The sequence below is a fragment of the Thiocapsa sp. C2-2m genome (assembly GCF_041903745.1).
In the GTDB taxonomy this organism is placed as follows: domain Bacteria; phylum Pseudomonadota; class Gammaproteobacteria; order Chromatiales; family Chromatiaceae; genus Thiocapsa; species Thiocapsa roseilacustris.
Genome location: NZ_JBBWVD010000008.1, coordinates 68,761 through 84,924 on the forward strand (window position 1 = coordinate 68,761; position 16,164 = coordinate 84,924).

11 protein-coding genes and 1 tRNA gene are annotated in these 16,164 nt (G+C 61.5%); 2 read left to right on the forward strand and 10 right to left on the reverse strand.

Annotation, left to right across the window (positions count from 1 at the left end; all coding sequences use genetic code 11):
- Positions 1–24: 24 nt before the first annotated feature.
- From AADX97_RS07760 to zwf, 5 genes are all read right to left on the reverse strand, one after another.
- Positions 25–1,515 carry a SpoVR family protein gene (locus AADX97_RS07760; RefSeq protein ID WP_374233516.1) on the reverse strand — a complete coding sequence of 497 codons (1,491 nt, stop codon included), beginning with the start codon at positions 1,513–1,515 and terminating at the stop codon, positions 25–27.
- Complete coding sequence (locus AADX97_RS07765; RefSeq protein ID WP_374233517.1) at positions 1,512–2,783, reverse strand: YeaH/YhbH family protein; 1,272 nt, start codon at positions 2,781–2,783, stop codon at positions 1,512–1,514. The genes AADX97_RS07760 and AADX97_RS07765 overlap by 4 nt, the downstream gene beginning before the upstream one ends.
- 246 nt (positions 2,784–3,029) lie before the next feature.
- Positions 3,030–4,952, reverse strand: coding sequence for a PrkA family serine protein kinase (locus tag AADX97_RS07770; RefSeq protein ID WP_374233519.1), 1,923 nt, complete (start codon positions 4,950–4,952; stop codon positions 3,030–3,032).
- Between the two features lie 597 nt (positions 4,953–5,549).
- The gene (pgi, locus tag AADX97_RS07775; RefSeq protein ID WP_374233520.1) at positions 5,550–7,199 is read right to left on the reverse strand and encodes a glucose-6-phosphate isomerase; all 1,650 of its coding nucleotides are present in this window, start codon (positions 7,197–7,199) and stop codon (positions 5,550–5,552) included.
- Between the two features lie 61 nt (positions 7,200–7,260).
- Entirely contained in the window at positions 7,261–8,736 is a 1,476-nt protein-coding gene (zwf, locus tag AADX97_RS07780) for a glucose-6-phosphate dehydrogenase (RefSeq protein ID WP_374233521.1), read from the reverse strand.
- Between the two features lie 111 nt (positions 8,737–8,847).
- Here zwf and glgA point away from each other — a divergent pair, with 111 nt between their 5' ends.
- Positions 8,848–10,398, forward strand: a complete 1,551-nt coding sequence (gene glgA / locus AADX97_RS07785; RefSeq protein ID WP_374233522.1) for a glycogen synthase GlgA — start codon at positions 8,848–8,850, stop codon at positions 10,396–10,398.
- A gap of 71 nt (positions 10,399–10,469) precedes the next feature.
- Here glgA and panD read toward each other — a convergent pair whose 3' ends face one another.
- The 4 genes from panD to pcnB form a co-directional block, all read right to left on the reverse strand.
- The gene (panD, locus tag AADX97_RS07790; RefSeq protein WP_374233523.1) at positions 10,470–10,850 is read right to left on the reverse strand and encodes an aspartate 1-decarboxylase; all 381 of its coding nucleotides are present in this window, start codon (positions 10,848–10,850) and stop codon (positions 10,470–10,472) included.
- A gap of 81 nt (positions 10,851–10,931) precedes the next feature.
- The gene (panC, locus tag AADX97_RS07795) at positions 10,932–11,810 is read right to left on the reverse strand and encodes a pantoate--beta-alanine ligase (protein ID WP_374233524.1); all 879 of its coding nucleotides are present in this window, start codon (positions 11,808–11,810) and stop codon (positions 10,932–10,934) included.
- A gap of 63 nt (positions 11,811–11,873) precedes the next feature.
- Positions 11,874–12,677 (reverse strand): 3-methyl-2-oxobutanoate hydroxymethyltransferase, encoded by an 804-nt coding sequence (panB, locus tag AADX97_RS07800; protein ID WP_374233525.1) that lies wholly within the window; start codon positions 12,675–12,677, stop codon positions 11,874–11,876.
- Between the two features lie 93 nt (positions 12,678–12,770).
- Entirely contained in the window at positions 12,771–14,135 is a 1,365-nt protein-coding gene (gene pcnB, locus AADX97_RS07805) for a polynucleotide adenylyltransferase PcnB (RefSeq protein WP_374233526.1), read from the reverse strand.
- A gap of 169 nt (positions 14,136–14,304) precedes the next feature.
- Between pcnB and AADX97_RS07810 the strand changes: the two genes are divergently transcribed.
- A tRNA-Glu gene (locus AADX97_RS07810) sits at positions 14,305–14,379 on the forward strand.
- Between the two features lie 232 nt (positions 14,380–14,611).
- Here AADX97_RS07810 and ffh read toward each other — a convergent pair.
- Positions 14,612–16,000 (reverse strand): signal recognition particle protein, encoded by a 1,389-nt coding sequence (gene ffh / locus AADX97_RS07815; protein WP_374233527.1) that lies wholly within the window; start codon positions 15,998–16,000, stop codon positions 14,612–14,614.
- Positions 16,001–16,164 lie beyond the last annotated feature (164 nt).

Sequence of the window (16,164 nt, forward strand, 5' to 3'; positions counted from 1 at the left end):
CGGGCCCGACCCATCCCGGGTGAATCAACACTCGCCGATCAACTGAGTCCTGCCGTTCTCGTCCAAGGTCTCCAAGCGGACGGTAAAGCCCCACAATCGCCTGATATGGCGCAGCATCTCTTCGACCGAGTCACCCAGAGGCCGGCGATTGTGCCGATAGTGCCGCAAGGTCATGGAGCGGTCGCCGCGACGATCGACATTGAACACCTGAATATTCGGCTCGCGGGAGCCGAGGTTGTACTGCTCGGCCAGTGACTGTCGCAACGCCCGATAGCCTAGCTCCTCGTGAATCGCCGTGACTTCCAGGTGCTCCTCGCGGTCGTCGTCCGCGATCGCAAACAACCGCAGATCGCGCATGACCGTCGGCGAAAGATACTGTGCAACATAACTCTCGTCTTTGAAGTTGCGCATGGCGAAGTCCATGACCTTCAGCCAGTCACCACCGGCGATGTCCGGGAACCAGTGGCGGTCCTCGTCAGTTGGATGCTCGCAGATCCTGCGGATATCGCGCATCATCGCAAAGCCGAGCGCGTAGGGATTGATCCCGTTGTAATAAGGCACGTCGAACGTAGGCTGGAAAACCACGCCGGTATGCGACTGCAGGAACTCCATCATGAATCCATCGGTGACGAATCCGTCGTCGTAAAGATGATTCATGAGTGTGTAATGCCAGAAGGTTGCCCAACCCTCGTTCATGACTTGAGTCTGGCGCTGCGGATAGAAATACTGGCCGAGCTTACGGACGATCCGAACGATCTCGCGTTGCCAAGGATCGAGCAGCGGGGCGTTCTTTTCGATGAAGTAGAGCAGGTTCTCCTGCGGCTCTTCCGGCCAGCGCACGTCATGCTCCCCGCCGCCGTCCGCATCGAAGGTCGGCAATGTACGCCACAAATCATTGACCATCGATTGAAGATACGCGGCACGGTCCTTTTGGCGGCGCTGCTCCTCGGCGAGCGTCAGCGGCGTCGGACGCTTGTAACGATCAACGCCGTGGTTCATCAGCGCGTGGCAGGAATCGAGCAGAATCTCGACCTCGGCCTCGCCGTAACGCTCTTCGCATTCGGCGATGAATCGCCGGGCGAAGACCAGGTAATCGATGATCGCATCGGCGCTGGTCCAGGTGCGAAAGAGATAATTGCCCTTAAAAAAGCTATTGTGGCCGTAACAGGCATGAGCGATGACGAGCGCCTGCATCGGCAGTGTATTCTCCTCCATGAGGTAGGCAATACAGGGATCGGAGTTGATCACGATCTCGTATGCCAATCCCATCTGACCGCGTCGATAGGTCTGCTCGGTCGCGACGAACTGTTTACCGAACGACCAATGCGGATAATTGATGGGCAGACCAACCGACGAATAGGCGTCGATCATCTGCTCGGAGCTGATGACCTCGATCTGGTTGGCATAGGTGTCCAAACCGTAGACATCGTGCGCCAGGCGGCCGATCTCCCGGTCGAACTTCTCGAGCAAAGGGAACGACCATTCGGAGGAATCCGAGATGAGGTTATTGGTCATGCCTCTTGCCTCTTGAACAGCTCACGAAACACCGGAAAGATATCCTCGGCACCGTCGATCTCCTGAATCGCAAAGTGCCGATGCTTGGCTCTGACCTCTTGGTAAGCGTACCAAAGGCTCTGATGCTGGCGCGGGGTGATCTCGACATAGGCGAAATAGCGCATCAAGGGCATCAGCTTCTCCACCAGCAGATCACGACAGACCGTGGAGTCGGAATCCCAATTGTCGCCGTCCGACGCCTGCGCGGCATAGATGTTCCAAACCGACGAATCGTAGCGCTCTTTGAGAATGTCGTAGGCCAGGTTCAACGCACTCGACACGACCGTGCCCCCGGTCTCGCGCGAATAGAAGAACTCCTGCTCGTCGACCTCTTGGGCGATCGTATGATGGCGAATGAAGACGACATCTATCTTGTCGTAGTTCCGCTGGAGGAACAGGTACAACAGGATAAAGAAACGCTTGGCGAGATTTTTGCGGACCTGATCCATCGAGCCCGAGACGTCCATAATACAGACCATCACCGCCTTGCTTGTCGGCTCGGGAAGCTTCGTGAAGCTTTGATAGCGTAGGTCGAAGGTGTCGATGAAGGGCAAGGCCGCGATCCGGGTGCGCAGGCGATCGATCTCCTCGCGAATCTCGCGTACACGCGCATCGGTTTCCTCGATGCCGCTGTCGAGCAGTGTCTGAAGCTCCTCCTCCAATACGCGCGCACGCGCGCGCAGCGGTGCCCCGATTGCCGTTCGGCGCGCGATGGCTCCTTTGAGGGACCGCACGACATCGATATTGGAGGGCGATCCGTCGGTTGAATAACCGGCCCTGACCGTTTTGAACTCGGTCGTTCCCATTAACTGATTCCGGACCAGATTGGGAAGCTCGAGGTCGTCGAACAAAAGGTCCATGAATTCTTCGCGCGACAGCTCGAAGACGAAGTCGTCGTCGCCTTTTCCGCCCTTCCCTGCCTTGCCTTGACCAGAGCCCTCTCCGCCGCCGCCATCGGGACGGCGGATCCGATCTCCGGTGACAAAATCCTTGTTGCCGGGGTGCACCATGTCTCGCACACCCCCTTTGCCGTGGTGAAACACCGGCTCGGAGATGTCCTTCGACGGAATACCCACACGCTCACCCGAGTCGATATCGGTAATGCTGCGTTTATTAACGGCATCGGCGACCGAGCGCTTGAGCTGCGACTTGTATCGCTTCAAGAAACGCTGTCTATTGACCGTACTCTTGTTCTTTCCGTTCAGTCGACGGTCGATGAAATGTGACATATGGACTCTTGCCTGCTCGGCTGGGTGAAACAACGACACATCGCGCAAGTCGGCGCCCGCGCCTGCATTCGCTCCCTGATCGTCTTCTCCCTTTGCAGGTTTCGGCACCGTCATGATGCCGCCGGACATGGCGGTCGTACAACCGACCGACCGCCATCCGGCGAGTCCTGGGCGGCCTGCCCTCGCCGCGAGAGTCACCCGACCTTTGAAAGAAACACCGCTCTGATCGGTGTCTCCCCGTCTCGTCTACTGCGATTTGCGCACCCGGAGATACCATTCCGACAGCAGCCTAACCTGCTTTGGCGTATAGCCCTTCTCGGTCATGCGATCGACGAACTGATCGTGCTTCTTCTGCTCGTCGACCGACGCCTTGGCGTTGAAGGAAATGACAGGCAAAAGCTCCTCGGTGTTGGAGAACATCTTCTTCTCGATGACAACACGCAATTTCTCGTAGCTGGTCCACTTCGGATTGGCACCGCCGTTGTTCGCGCGCGCCCGCAGCACGAAGTTCACGATCTCGTTTCGGAAATCCTTGGGGTTGGAGATCCCGGCCGGCTTCTCGATCTTCTCCAATTCTTCGTTGAGTCCGCTGCGATTCATCATCTCGCCCGTATCCGGGTCACGATACTCCTGATCCTGAATCCAGTAGTCGGCATAGGTCACATAGCGATCGAAGATGTTCTGGCCATATTCCGCATAGGACTCGAGATAGGCCGTTTGAAGCTCCTTACCGATGAATTCCGCATACCGAGGCGCGAGGTATTGCTTGAGGAAGCTCAGATAGCGTTCGTGGGTTTCGGGAGGCAACTGCTCACGCGTGATCTGGCGCTCGAGAACGTACAAGAGGTGAACGGGATTCGCCGCAACCTCGCTGTGATCGAAGTTGAAGACCTGCGAGAGGATTTTGAACGCAAAGCGTGTCGAGATGCCCGACATCCCCTCGTCGACCCCGGCATAGTCCCGATACTCTTGCATGGACTTGGCTTTCGGATCGGTGTCTTTGAGGTTTTCCCCGTTGTAGACGCGCATTTTCGAGAAAATACTCGAATTCTCGGGCTCTTTCAGACGCGTCAGCACCGAGAACTGTGCCATCATCGACAGGGTTCCTGGCGCACAAGGCGCATCGGAAAGCGAGCTGTTGAAGAGCAGCTTCTCGTAGATCTGAGTCTCTTCGTTGACGCGCAGGCAATAGGGAACCTTGACGATGAAGACACGGTCGAGGAATGCCTCGTTGTTCTTGTTGTTGCGAAAGCTCTGCCATTCCGACTCGTTGGAGTGCGCAAGGATGATGCCTTGGAACGGCAGCGCGGACAGACCCTCGGTTCCGTTGTAATTGCCTTCTTGGGTCGCGGTGAGAAGCGGATGCAGCACCTTGATCGGTGCCTTGAACATCTCGACAAACTCCATCACGCCTTGGTTTGCACGGCACAGTGCACCGGAGTAGCTGTAGGCGTCCGCGTCGTGCTGAGCAAATCGCTCCAACTGCCGGATGTCCACCTTGCCGACCAGCGAGGAGATGTCCTGGTTGTTCTCGTCACCGGGCTCGGTCTTCGCGATGGCAACCTGCTCGAGAACCGACGGGTAGAGTTTCACAACCTTGAATTGCGTAATGTCGCCGCGGTATTCCTGCAGACGCTTGACCGCCCATGGCGACATAATCGTCCGCAGGTAGCGCGACGGAATTCCATAGTCTTCCTCGAGGATGGGGCCGTCTTCTTCGGGAGAAAACAATCCTAGGGGTGATTCGAACACGGGCGATCCGTGAATGGCGTAGAAGGGTCGCACCTCCATGAGCTCCTTGAGCTTCTCGGCGAGAGACGATTTCCCGCCGCCGACCGGTCCCAAGAGATACAGGATCTGCTTCTTCTCTTCCAGACCTTGAGCCGCATGCTTTAGGTAGGAGACCAGATGCTCGATCGCCTCCTCCATACCATAGAACTCGGAGAACGCGGGATAGCGTCGAATCATCTTGTTTTGGAAGATACGACTGAGTCTCGGATCGTCGCGGGTATTGACGAGCTCCGGCTCGCCGATCGCCGACAGCAAGCGCTGCGCCGCCCCTGCGTAGGTGCTCGGGTCGGACTTGCACAGTTGCAAGTAGTCGTCCAGGCTCATCACCTCCTCGCGGGATGACTCGTAGCGTGCCTGGTAGCGTTCGAAGATCGACATAGATGTTACCTCGCTCGGAAGCTGATGTTGCTTGCCCGACCCCATTGTCGACTGCATCTCACCTCGGTGTAGTGCTCGGGGCGAACTGTAGGAAAGACAAGGCTTGGATTCGGATATTTGCAATATGCGCGCCATAGTATTGAACGCCGCAACTGCACTGCGCCGGTACCGGGCCGGATCGAGCTCGGTACAGCAGCGCACCGTCTCGGCAGAATTCCGCACCACAAAGGTGCAGCTACTGGCCGGGGGATCGACAGCGTCAATCGGACCCGCCGATGGGCGCTGATGTCGCCGTACGAGCGACATAGCAGCGTTTCGGTCGAACGGATTTTGCCGAAATCAACGACGACTCGACCGGACGCTCCCCTCCGCACGCTTCAGTGGTGGGCAACCGTCGCCCCACGCCGATGCATAGAGACTAGCACCAAGACGCCACGCCGTTTTAAAGACAGCGCGCCGACGCCGGGGTTCATCCCGCACGGAGCATCCCCGGTGAACGCTTGCTGAGCTCGGGTCACCCCGCAGCCCCGTCGGCGACCAGACCCGAACGGCGCCCCGCCTCGACATCACATCGCGCGCGGATGTGATGCATCGACCTCAGGCGCAGCGGCCCTGGATGAAGTCGCTCAGCAGGGAGCGCGTCGATGCATCGTGATCTGCCGTAATCTTCCCGTCGGAGAGCTCCTCGAGGATGACCCCGGCAAGCTGTTTGCCGAGCTCCACGCCCCACTGGTCGAACGAGTTGATCCCCCAAAGTACGCCCTGTACGAAGATCCGATGCTCGTAGAGCGCGATCAAGGCCCCAAGAGTGAAGGGGGTCAGGCGCTCCATCAAAATGCTGTTGGTGGGTCGATTTCCGGGGAAGGTGCGATGATGCGCGAGGAACTGCGCCCGATCCGCGGGCACTCCGGCACTCAGCATCTCGGCGAGCGCCTCCTGCATGGTTCGACCGCGCATCAGTGCCTCGGTTTGCGCAAAGAAGTTGGCCATGAGCTTCAGGTGGTGATCGCCGAGCTCGTTGTGGCTCTTGATCGCGCCGATGAAATCCGCCGGGATCAGTTGCGTGCCCTGATGAATGAGCTGGTAGAAGGCATGTTGCCCGTCGGTGCCCGGTTCGCCCCAAACGACTGGGCCGGTCGTGTAGTCCACGGCGACACCCTCGCGGGTAACGCCTTTGCCGTTGCTCTCCATATCGCCTTGCTGAAGGTACGCCGGCAGGAGCCTCAGGTACTGGTCGTAGGGCAAGACGCAATGCGTTCGTGCGTCCCAAAAATTGGCGTACCAGACCCCGAGCAGGCCCAGCACGACGGGCATGTTTTCCGCAGGCGGGGCGGTTCGGAAGTGCTCGTCCATCGCAAAGGCGCCTTCCAGCAGCTCCACGAAGCGCTCGTAGCCGACCGCCAACGCGATCGGCAGACCGATGGCCGACCAGAGCGAGTAGCGTCCGCCAACCCAATCCCAGAACCCGAACATGTTCCGGGTGTCGATCCCGAAGGCGGACACCTTCTCGGCATTGGTCGAGACCGCGACGAAGTGCTTGGCGACCACCGCTGGGTCGCGCGCCGCCGCCAGCAGCCAATCGCGAGCACTGATGGCATTGGTCATGGTCTCCTGTGTTGTGAAGGTCTTGGAGGCCACAATGAAGAGTGTGCGTGCCGGATCCAGGTCATTGAGCGTTTCCAGGAGATGGGTCCCGTCGACGTTCGAGACGAAGTGGACCCGCAGATCGTTGCTGCCGTAAGCGCCGAGCGCCGTGCAGACCATCTTGGGTCCGAGGTTGGAGCCGCCGATGCCGATGTTGACGACATCGCGGATGGACTGACCCTGAAATCCCTTCCAGTCGCCCGAGCGGACCAGCCCAACGAACGACTCAAGACGCTCGAGCACGCGATTAACCCCGGGCATCACGTCCTGACCTTCGGCCAAGATCGGTCGATTGGAGCGATTGCGCAGGGCGACATGCAACACCGCGCGCTCCTCGGTGTTGTTGATGGGCTCGCCGGCGAACATCCGGGCGATCCAACCGCTCATGTCTGCGGTTTCAGCCAGATCGAGCAGCAGCGCAAGGGTCCGCGGTGTAGCCAGATTCTTCGAGTAGTCCAGATGCAGTCCCATGACAGACAGGCGCATCCTGTCGGCACGGCCGGGATCGGAGGCGAAGAGATCGCGCATCGCGACACCCTGCATCTCGTGTCTGTGCCGCTCAAGCGCCAGCCATGCGGGTGTTTGATTAATGAGTGACGTCATGAGATTCTCCTGATAAGGCATTGGCAGATTATGCAGTTTCCCGGCTCGACGGTCTCGCAACTCACTCGTCCATCCCCTCGCGCCAAGACTGATCATCCCGATCGAACAAACGGTTGGCTTCGGGCGGCCCGCAGGACCCGGCCGGATAGGTCTGGATGAAATCGCGCTCGGTAGACCACAGCTTCAGAATCGGATCGACCACCCGCCAAGCCCAATCGACCTCGTCGAAACGCAGGAAATGGGTATGGTCGCCCTCGATCACGTCCAGGATGAGCGCCTCGTAGGCATCGATCTGCTCGGAGGGGATGGTGCATCGGCTCGCGTCCAACCGCTCGGTTTGGGTGCGCATCTCAAGTCCGGGCTGCTTGACCTGGATCTCCATGCGGATGCACTCGTTGGGCTGGATGTTGAGCAGCAACCAGTTGGGTTTGAGCTGCTCGATGGCCGTATAGCGGAACAACTGCTGCGGCGGATGCTTGAACCGGATGGCGATCAAGGAATTGCTGCGGGCAAGACGCTTTCCGGTACGCAGATAAAAGGGCACGTTGCGCCAGCGCCAGTTGTCGATATAGAGCTTCAGCGAGGCATAGGTCTCGGTGGTGCTGTTGTGCCCAACGCCGGGCTCGTCGCGATAGGCCGCAACCTTGCTTCCGCCGGAAGCGCCGGACCCGTATTGCGCGCGAAAGGCTTGGGCATGCACCGCCTCGCGCGGGATCGGCCGGATGGAGCGCAGGACCTTGACCTTTTCGTCGCGCAGCGCTTCGGCATCCAAACAGGGTGGAGGCTCCATCGCCACCAGGGTCAGCATCTGCAACAGATGGCTTTGGATCATGTCGCGCATGGCGCCCACACCGTCGTAGAAACCGGCGCGCTCCCCGATCCCGGCCGCCTCGGCGTGCGAGATCTGGACATGATCGATATAGTTGCGATTCCAAAGGGGCTCGAGCAGCAAATTTGCAAAGCGGAACACCAGGATATTCTGAACCGTGCTCTTGCCCAGATAGTGATCGATGCGAAAAATCTGCGACTCGCCAAAACAACGCCGGATGCGGCGATCGAGGATGGCCGCGCTCTCGAGGTCGAAACCGAAGGGTTTCTCGACTACCAGACGCGACCAACGTCCGTCCTCGGTGTTCAAACCATGAGCGGCGAGGTTGTCCACGATACCGCCGTAATGCTTCGGCGCCACCGCCAGATAGGTCATGAGGTTGGCCGGGATGTCCGTCTCCTCGCGCAATCGTTCGGCCAGGCGAACGTAACCGGCGGACTCTTCCAAGTCGCCTTCGACAAAGAGCATCCGACCGAGCAGACGCCCCAAGACACACGCGTCGGTGGCGCCGGGCAGTCGTTCGGCAAGCCTCACCCGGACCTCCTCGCGCCAGTGGTCATCCGACCAAGGGCGTCGGCCGAATCCAATGATACGAGTCTCCGGATGAAGACGTTCCGCCGCCTCGATGTGATAGAGCGCCGGGAGCAGCTTGATGCTCACCAGGTTACCCGTCGAGCCGAAGATCAGGATGGTACAGGGATCCAGCATGGCCTTGGTGCCTCGATCGCGGACAAATGTGATAACGTGAGCCCTGTCATACTGTTGCCAAGCCAGGCGTGCCGCGCCGGCAACCGCTTCGCTCGGATTTAGGGACCCTCCATGGAGCCAACGCTACTTCTATCCCCGGACATTACCGCGCCGGAGCGGCCGCTGCATATCCTCATGGCGAGCAGCGAGGCTCACCCGCTGATCAAGACCGGCGGTCTCGCCGATGTCGCTGCCAGTCTACCGGCGGCATTGCGCGACCTGGGCCACGACGCGCGGCTCATACTGCCGGCTTATCCTCGCGCGGCACGCCAGTTGCGCGACGCCAAGATGCTGTGCGAGCTGAAGATCCCGACGAGTCGCACCCAGGTGCGCATTCTCGAAGGCAAGCATCCGGATCACGACCTGCCGATCTATCTGGTCGACGCACCCGAGCACTTCTGCCGCGAAGGCAACCCCTACACCGACCTTAGCGGACGCGACTGGGGCGATAACCCCGAGCGGTTCCTGCTCTTCTGTCGGGTCATTGCCCTGATCGCTCGCGGGCTGCCGGCAGTCGACTGGCAACCGGATGTGCTGCATGGGAACGACTGGCAAACCGGACTGGCTCCGGCGCTCTTTCAGGATCTGCCCCGACGTCCCGCAACCGTGTTTACGATCCACAATCTCGCCTACCAGGGTCTGTTCGATCGCGCGACCTTCGAGCGCCTCGGCCTGCTGCCTGCACTCTGGAGTGTCTCGGGCTTGGAGTTCCATCAGAGAATGTCCTTCATCAAGGGAGGAATCATCTTCTCGGATCGGGTCAACACCGTCAGCCCATGCTATGCCGCGGAGGTACGCACGGCACGTTTCGGATTCGGGCTCGACGGACTTCTACGCCAGATCGGCAGCCGCTTCAGCGGCATCCTCAACGGAGTCGATTATCGGATCTGGGATCCCCTGACCGATCCCTATATCCTCCAATGCTATGACCCGGAGACCTTTGGACTCAAGGCGGAGAACAAGCTCGACATCCAACGCGAGGTCGGGCTTCCGCGCAACGAGGACGCCTTCGTCCTGGGCTATATCGGGCGCCTGGTCGAGCAGAAGGGTGTGGACCTGATCCTCGCCATGCTCCCGCGGCTTCTCGAAGACCCACGCATCCAGGTCGTCTTCCAGGGGACCGGAGAGCGCAGCACGGAGCAGGCGCTTTTGGCCATCGCGGCCCAGTATCCACGTCAGGTCGGGGGCTTCATCGAGTACGAGGAGTCGCGTGCACACCGCATCGAGGCCGGCTCGGACGCCTTCTTGATGCCATCGCGCTTCGAGCCCTGCGGGCTCAACCAGATCTATAGCCTGAGGTACGGGACGCCGCCCATCGCCCACCGCACCGGCGGGCTGGCCGACACCGTCGTCCACGCGACCCCGAACACGCTCGCCGACGGCACCGCGACCGGCTTTCTGTTCGACGAGCCACGCGCCGATGCCCTGCTCGACGCCGTCCGACAGGCCCTACAACTCTACCGCGACAATCCGCAGACGTGGCGTACGCTCGCAACGACAGGGATGCGTCAGGACTTCAGTTGGGAGGCAAGCGCACGCAGCTATGTGCGGCTTTACGCGGAGGCGATCGCCGAGCGGGCGATCGCGGCGGAGGCGGCTCAGGCGAGCGCCGCATCGGCGTAGCCTCCCGGTCGGGCGGAACCGGGTGGAGGTCTAAAAAAAAGTCGTCCTCGGTCGGGCCGATTTGAGCGAGATCACGCGACCTGCGCCGGGATGAAATCCCCGGTTCGGGTCACGCGGTTGTGCTCGTTGAGATAGACGAGCACCGGCTTGTGGGCATCAGCCTCGGCCTCGGTCATGGCAGCATAGGCGCAGATGATCACGCGATCGCCCGGCGCGGCCTTGTGCGCCGCAGCCCCATTGACCGAGATCATACGCGAGCCCGGCTCGGCGCGGATGGCATAAGTCGTGAACCGCTCGCCGTTGGTGACGTTGTAGATTTGAATTTGCTCGTACTCGCGAATGCCGGCCAGCTGCAACAGCTCCTCGTCGATGGCACAGGAGCCCTCGTAATCGACTTCCGCGTGGGTTACACAAGCCCGATGCAGCTTGCACTTCAATAAGGTCAGATGCATGTCTTCAATCCTCCGAAAGGCCGGGATGGCCGCGTCTTCGTGACCTGAACGAAGCGCTCTCGATCTAAGAATCGGCGTAGTCTACCGCAGCGTTTGTTGCGGCGCAGCATTCGCGTCCGGCTGCACCCAGAGATTGTCGATCAGACGCGCCCGACCGAGATAGGCGGCAACGAGGATCACCCGATCTCGGTCGGCCTCCGTTGCCGGGCGTAGGTCATCCGCCGCACGCACTTGGACATAGTCTGGGGTCAAACCGGCCTCGCGCAAAGCGTCCTCGGCCTCCCGTTCGACCGACGCCGCGGCATGTCCTGCCAGCAAGGCTTCCCGAGCCGCCATCAACACCCGCCGCAGCGCCGGCGCGCGGGCCCGCTCCGACGGCGAAAGGTAGCCGTTGCGCGAGCTCATGGCGAGCCCGTCGGACTCGCGCACCGTCGGCACCCCGACGATCTCGATCGGCATGTCAAGGTCCTCGACCATCCGCCGGATCACCAAGAGCTGCTGAAAATCCTTCTCGCCGAACAGTGCGACATCGGGTTGCACCATATTGAACAGCTTGCACACCACCGTCGCCACGCCGCGAAAATGTCCGGGACGGCTCTCGCCGCAGAGGACATCGGAGAGTCCCGGCACCTCCACGCGCGTTTGCGCCTCGCTGCCGCGCGGGTAGACGGTCGCGACACTCGGGGCGAACAAGAGGTCACAACCCGCCGCCTCGAGCAGCTCCCGGTCGCGCGCGAAGGTCCGCGGATAGGCGTCGAGATCCTCGGCGGGACCGAACTGCATCGGGTTGACGAAGATGCTCGCGACCACCCGCGGCGCGCGCGCGCGCGCCTCCGCGACCAAGGTCAGATGCCCGGCATGCAGATTCCCCATCGTCGGGACAAAGGCCACGCACTCGCCGGCGGCACGCCAAGCACGCACCTGCGACCGCAAGTCCACCAGGGTCTCGATCGTGTTCATCGCCCTATCCCGCTGCAGTGGCCGACACTGCTTGATCGGCTCGGATTCGGTATCGATCCGTCATCAATAAGGTATCTCATCACGGCCGGGGAACTCACGCGCCTTCACCGCTCGGACGTAGGCCGCGACCGCATCCGCGATGGAAACCTGCCCGGTCACGAAATTCCGGCTGAAGCTCGGCGGACGACCCGGATTGAGTCCCAGCATGTCGTAGAGCACAAGCACCTGGCCATCGCATCCTGCCCCGGCGCCGATCCCGATAACCGGGATGGCCAGGGTCAAGGCGATCTCGGAGGCCAGCGCCTCGGGAACACACTCCAAGACCAAGAGGCTCGCGCCGGCCTCCTGCATGGCGATGGCATCGTGCCGGATCGCCTCTGCCGAGGCGTGGTCCCGACCTTGGAAACGATAACCCCCGATGCGGTGCACCGACTGAGGTAGAAGTCCCAAATGGGCGCACACGGGCACGCCTTGATCCGTCAGACGCCGCACCGTCTCCAGCATCGGCGCCCCGCCCTCGAGCTTCACCACCTCCGCCCCGCCCTCCTGCATCAGCCGCCCGGCCGCATCGATTGCGCGCTCGGACGTCGCGCAGGCGAGAAAGGGCAGATCCACGACCAGCAATGCCCGCCCCCGTCCGCGCGCAACACAAGCCGCGTGATAGACCATCTGCTCGATCGTGACCGGCACGGTCGTGCGGTGCCCCTGGAGCACCATTCCGAGAGAATCCCCCACCAGCATCAGATCGACACCTGCCGTATCGAGCAGGCGCGCGAAGCTGGCGTCGTAACAGGTGAGACAAGCGATACGCTCGCCCTTCGCCTTCATACCGGCGAGGGTGGCGACCGAGATCGGCGCGAGAGACATGGTCGACTCCGAGGATCAGGCTCGATAGAAGCGAGGATAGTGGCCGAGATCGAGCAACGCTACCCAGCGCTCGATCGCGTCCGAACCGAAGGATCAGCCGCCGCTTTCCACGACGCCCGCCGCCTCCGTCCCGCGACCCGCGGCATCTCCCCTCTTGCGCCGCCGCGGACGCCGCCGCCGTTTGGCCCCGCCTTCGGTCATGTTCGCGCGCTCCTGCCCGCTCGCCTCTTGGAAGCGCGTCCACCAAGCCGCCAGCTCCGGATCCGCCTCGCCGGCTTCCGCGCGCAGGACCAGGAAGTCATAGGCGGCCCGGAACCGCGGATGCGTCACCAAGCGCTGTGGACGCTTGCCGTCACGCTGTTCGAGGCGAGGCTGCATCGACCAGATCTCGCGCATCGGCAGCGAAAATCGCTTCGGGATCGCAACAAGCGATTGCTGCTGCGAACAGATCTCGCTCGCCGCCAAGAACATCGCCTCGTTGGCAGCCTCCCCGCCGGCCAGATACTCCTCGAAACGCTGCCGGACCGGCTCCCAGAGGAGCACGCCGAACAGGAAGGCCGGCGTGACGGATTTGTCCTCGTACAGGCGCTTGTCGGTATTGGCCAAACCCCGACTGACGAAGGTGAGGGGGAAACCTTGGTCTTCCCGCGCCAAGCAGTCCTCGGTCGCCGGGAAAAGCTCCCCGAACAGCCCGTACTGTCGCAGCTTCTCGAAGACGCCGAGGCCGTACCCCGAATGGAAGAGCTTGATCAGCTCATCGAAGAGTCGCGCCGGGGCAATGTCGGCGAGTAGGTGCGCAAGCTCGAACAGAGGCTGCTCGGTCTGCGGCTCGATCGTGAAGCCCAATTTGCAGGCGAAGCGCACCGCCCGGAGCATCCGCACCGGGTCTTCGCGATAGCGCTGCTCCGGGTCGCCGATCAGACGCAGCCGACCGGCCTTGATGTCCTCGAGCCCGTCGGCGTAATCGATGAGCGAAAAATCGGCGATATTGTAGTAGAGCGCATTGACCGTGAAATCCCGGCGCAAAGCGTCCTCGGCGATGGTGCCGTAGGTGTTGTCCCTGAGAATCCGACCGTTCTCCATCTGCCTGTCGTTCTCGTCGCCGTCAGATGTCGTCGTCCCTCGGAAGGTCGCCACCTCGATGATCTCGCGCCCGAAATGGACATGCGCCAAACGAAAGCGTCGCCCGATCAGACGACAGTTGCGAAAGACCTGCCGGACCTCTTCGGGAGTCGCGTCGGTCGCCACGTCGAAATCCTTCGGCTCGTGACCGAGCAAAAGGTCACGCACGCCGCCGCCGACCAAATGGGCTTGAAAATTCTCTTGCTTCAGACGGTAGAGCACCTTGAGTGCGTTCTCGCTGATGTTCGCGCGCGAGATCCCGTGCTCGGGCCGAGGCACGATCAATGGGGTCGCCGCGATCGCGTCCGAGCTCGTGTTTTGGAAAGGTTCCTGCATCACCTTTTCGGAGGAATTCCTGATCGCTGAGGGCCGCACCCATGAAGGCGACACCCGGTGCCGAGCACGACGGGGCGCAAAGCTGCAGCCATTGGTAAGGGGAAGGTCACAGCCGGCTTGTAGAGCGCCGTGATGCGCGTATAATACGCGCTTCCACGCCGCAGTACCTGCTCCCTTCGTCTAGCGGTTAGGACGCTGGCCTCTCACGCCGGTAACAGGGGTTCGAACCCCCTAGGGAGCGCCAGATCCAAGGTTCTAACTTCTAATGCCTTTTTGGTAGGACACCCTGTTCCGACCAGCCCTTTCCTCGATCATTCTTCGCCCGTTCGGCGTACTGTTCCCCTAGCGCAACGATGATAACAGCGCGCGAGCGCCACGATTCACCCCGGTGGGCTCGAGGGCGTCCGGCGAGGCTCGGTTGAGCCATCTCGAAGGACGGGGCCGACCAGCACCGCCACACCGCCGACGCCGACATGCTACATCGGGAAGCCACCTGGCGGCATGCCGCCCGGCGGGAAGCCTCCGGGCATGCGCCCCTGCATGGAGCGCATCATCTTAGCCATGCCGCCGCCCTTCATTTTTTTGAATACCTTCTGCATCTGAGCGAATTGCTTGAGCAGGCGGTTCACGTCCTGCACCTCGGTGCCTGATCCCGCGGCGATGCGACGCTTCCGCGAACCCTTGATGACGGCCGGGAAACGACGCTCCTGCGGCGTCATGGAGTTGATGATCGCGATCAGCTTGCCCATCTCTTTATCGCTGGCCTTGTTTTTGACGTGGTCGGGGATTTGTCCCATTCCGGGCAGCTTGTCCATCAGGCTCATCATGCCGCCCATATTGGCCATCTGATCGAGCTGTTCCTTGAAGTCGGCGAGGTCGAACTCCTTGCCCTTCTTGAGCTTCTTGACCAGCTTCTCGGTCTTGTCCTTGTCGACCTTGGACTGGACCTCCTCGACCAAGGAGACCACATCCCCCATTCCGAGGATGCGCGAGGCGACACGATCCGGATAAAAGGGTTCGAGTGCCGTGGTCTTCTCGCCGGTGCCGAGGAACTTGATCGGCTTGCCGGTGATGTGGCGGATCGAGAGGGCCGCACCACCGCGGGCATCGCCGTCGGTCTTGGTCAAAACGACGCCGGTGAGCGGCAGGGCCTCGTCGAAGGCTTTGGCCGTATTGGCCGCGTCCTGACCCGTCATGGCATCCACGACGAAGAGGGTCTCGATCGGCTTCAACGCAGCATGAACCGCCTTGATCTCGTCCATCATGGCGGAGTCGACATGCAACCGGCCGGCGGTGTCGACGATCAGGACATCCTTGAAGTGCTTGCGCGCCGCATCGAGAGCGCGCTTGGCGATATCGATCGGGTTCTGATCCGGCGTGCTCGGACAGAACTCGGCCCCGACCTCGGCCGCGACCGTTTTCAACTGCTCGATGGCGGCCGGGCGGTAGACATCGCAGCTCACGACCATCACCGACTTGCCCTGCTTCTCCTGCAGCCAGCGTGCGAGTTTGGCGACGCTGGTCGTCTTGCCCGAGCCCTGCAGGCCCGCCATCAGCACCACGGCCGGCGGCTGTGCGGTCAGATCCAACTGCTCGTTGGCCTGTCCCATCAGCTTGACCAGCTCGTCGTTGACGATCTTGATCATGACCTGGCCGGGGGTCAGGCTCCGGGTCACGGTCTCGCCGAGCGCCTTCTCGCGCACCTCCTCGACGAACTGCCGCACCACCGGGAGGGCAACGTCGGCCTCCAGGAGCGCCATGCGCACCTGGCGGACGGTCTCCTTGATGTTCTCTTCGGTCAGACGGCCCTGACCGCGCAGATGGTTCAGGACATCGCCGAAGCGATCCTGGAGATTCTCAAACATAGGGTGGACCTCGATCCTCGTCGGGCCGCGCTGCCCGCACGGACACTCGTTCGGAATTAGGCCGGCGTCGGCCCGGCCTGTCGCGAAAGTTCCGAGTATAATGCCGGCCACCGGCAGGCGATACGACAAGGCCCCGTCTCGACGACGTCAGGTTTGCGCTAGCC

What these genes read in the sequence shown, in the direction of transcription:
- pcnB (WP_374233526.1), bottom strand. Translation starts at nt 14,135, where the DNA reads ATGCAGGAACCTTTCCAAAACACGAGCTCGGACGCGATCGCGGCGACC.
- AADX97_RS07765 (WP_374233517.1), bottom strand. Translation starts at nt 2,783, where the DNA reads ATGTCACATTTCATCGACCGTCGACTGAACGGAAAGAACAAGAGTACG.
- AADX97_RS07760 (WP_374233516.1), bottom strand. Translation starts at nt 1,515, where the DNA reads ATGACCAATAACCTCATCTCGGATTCCTCCGAATGGTCGTTCCCTTTG.
- panC (WP_374233524.1), bottom strand. Translation starts at nt 11,810, where the DNA reads ATGAACACGATCGAGACCCTGGTGGACTTGCGGTCGCAGGTGCGTGCT.
- panD (WP_374233523.1), bottom strand. Translation starts at nt 10,850, where the DNA reads ATGCATCTGACCTTATTGAAGTGCAAGCTGCATCGGGCTTGTGTAACC.
- ffh (WP_374233527.1), bottom strand. Translation starts at nt 16,000, where the DNA reads ATGTTTGAGAATCTCCAGGATCGCTTCGGCGATGTCCTGAACCATCTG.
- zwf (WP_374233521.1), bottom strand. Translation starts at nt 8,736, where the DNA reads ATGCTGGATCCCTGTACCATCCTGATCTTCGGCTCGACGGGTAACCTG.
- panB (WP_374233525.1), bottom strand. Translation starts at nt 12,677, where the DNA reads ATGTCTCTCGCGCCGATCTCGGTCGCCACCCTCGCCGGTATGAAGGCG.
- AADX97_RS07770 (WP_374233519.1), bottom strand. Translation starts at nt 4,952, where the DNA reads ATGTCGATCTTCGAACGCTACCAGGCACGCTACGAGTCATCCCGCGAG.
- pgi (WP_374233520.1), bottom strand. Translation starts at nt 7,199, where the DNA reads ATGACGTCACTCATTAATCAAACACCCGCATGGCTGGCGCTTGAGCGG.
- glgA (WP_374233522.1), top strand. Translation starts at nt 8,848, where the DNA reads ATGGAGCCAACGCTACTTCTATCCCCGGACATTACCGCGCCGGAGCGG.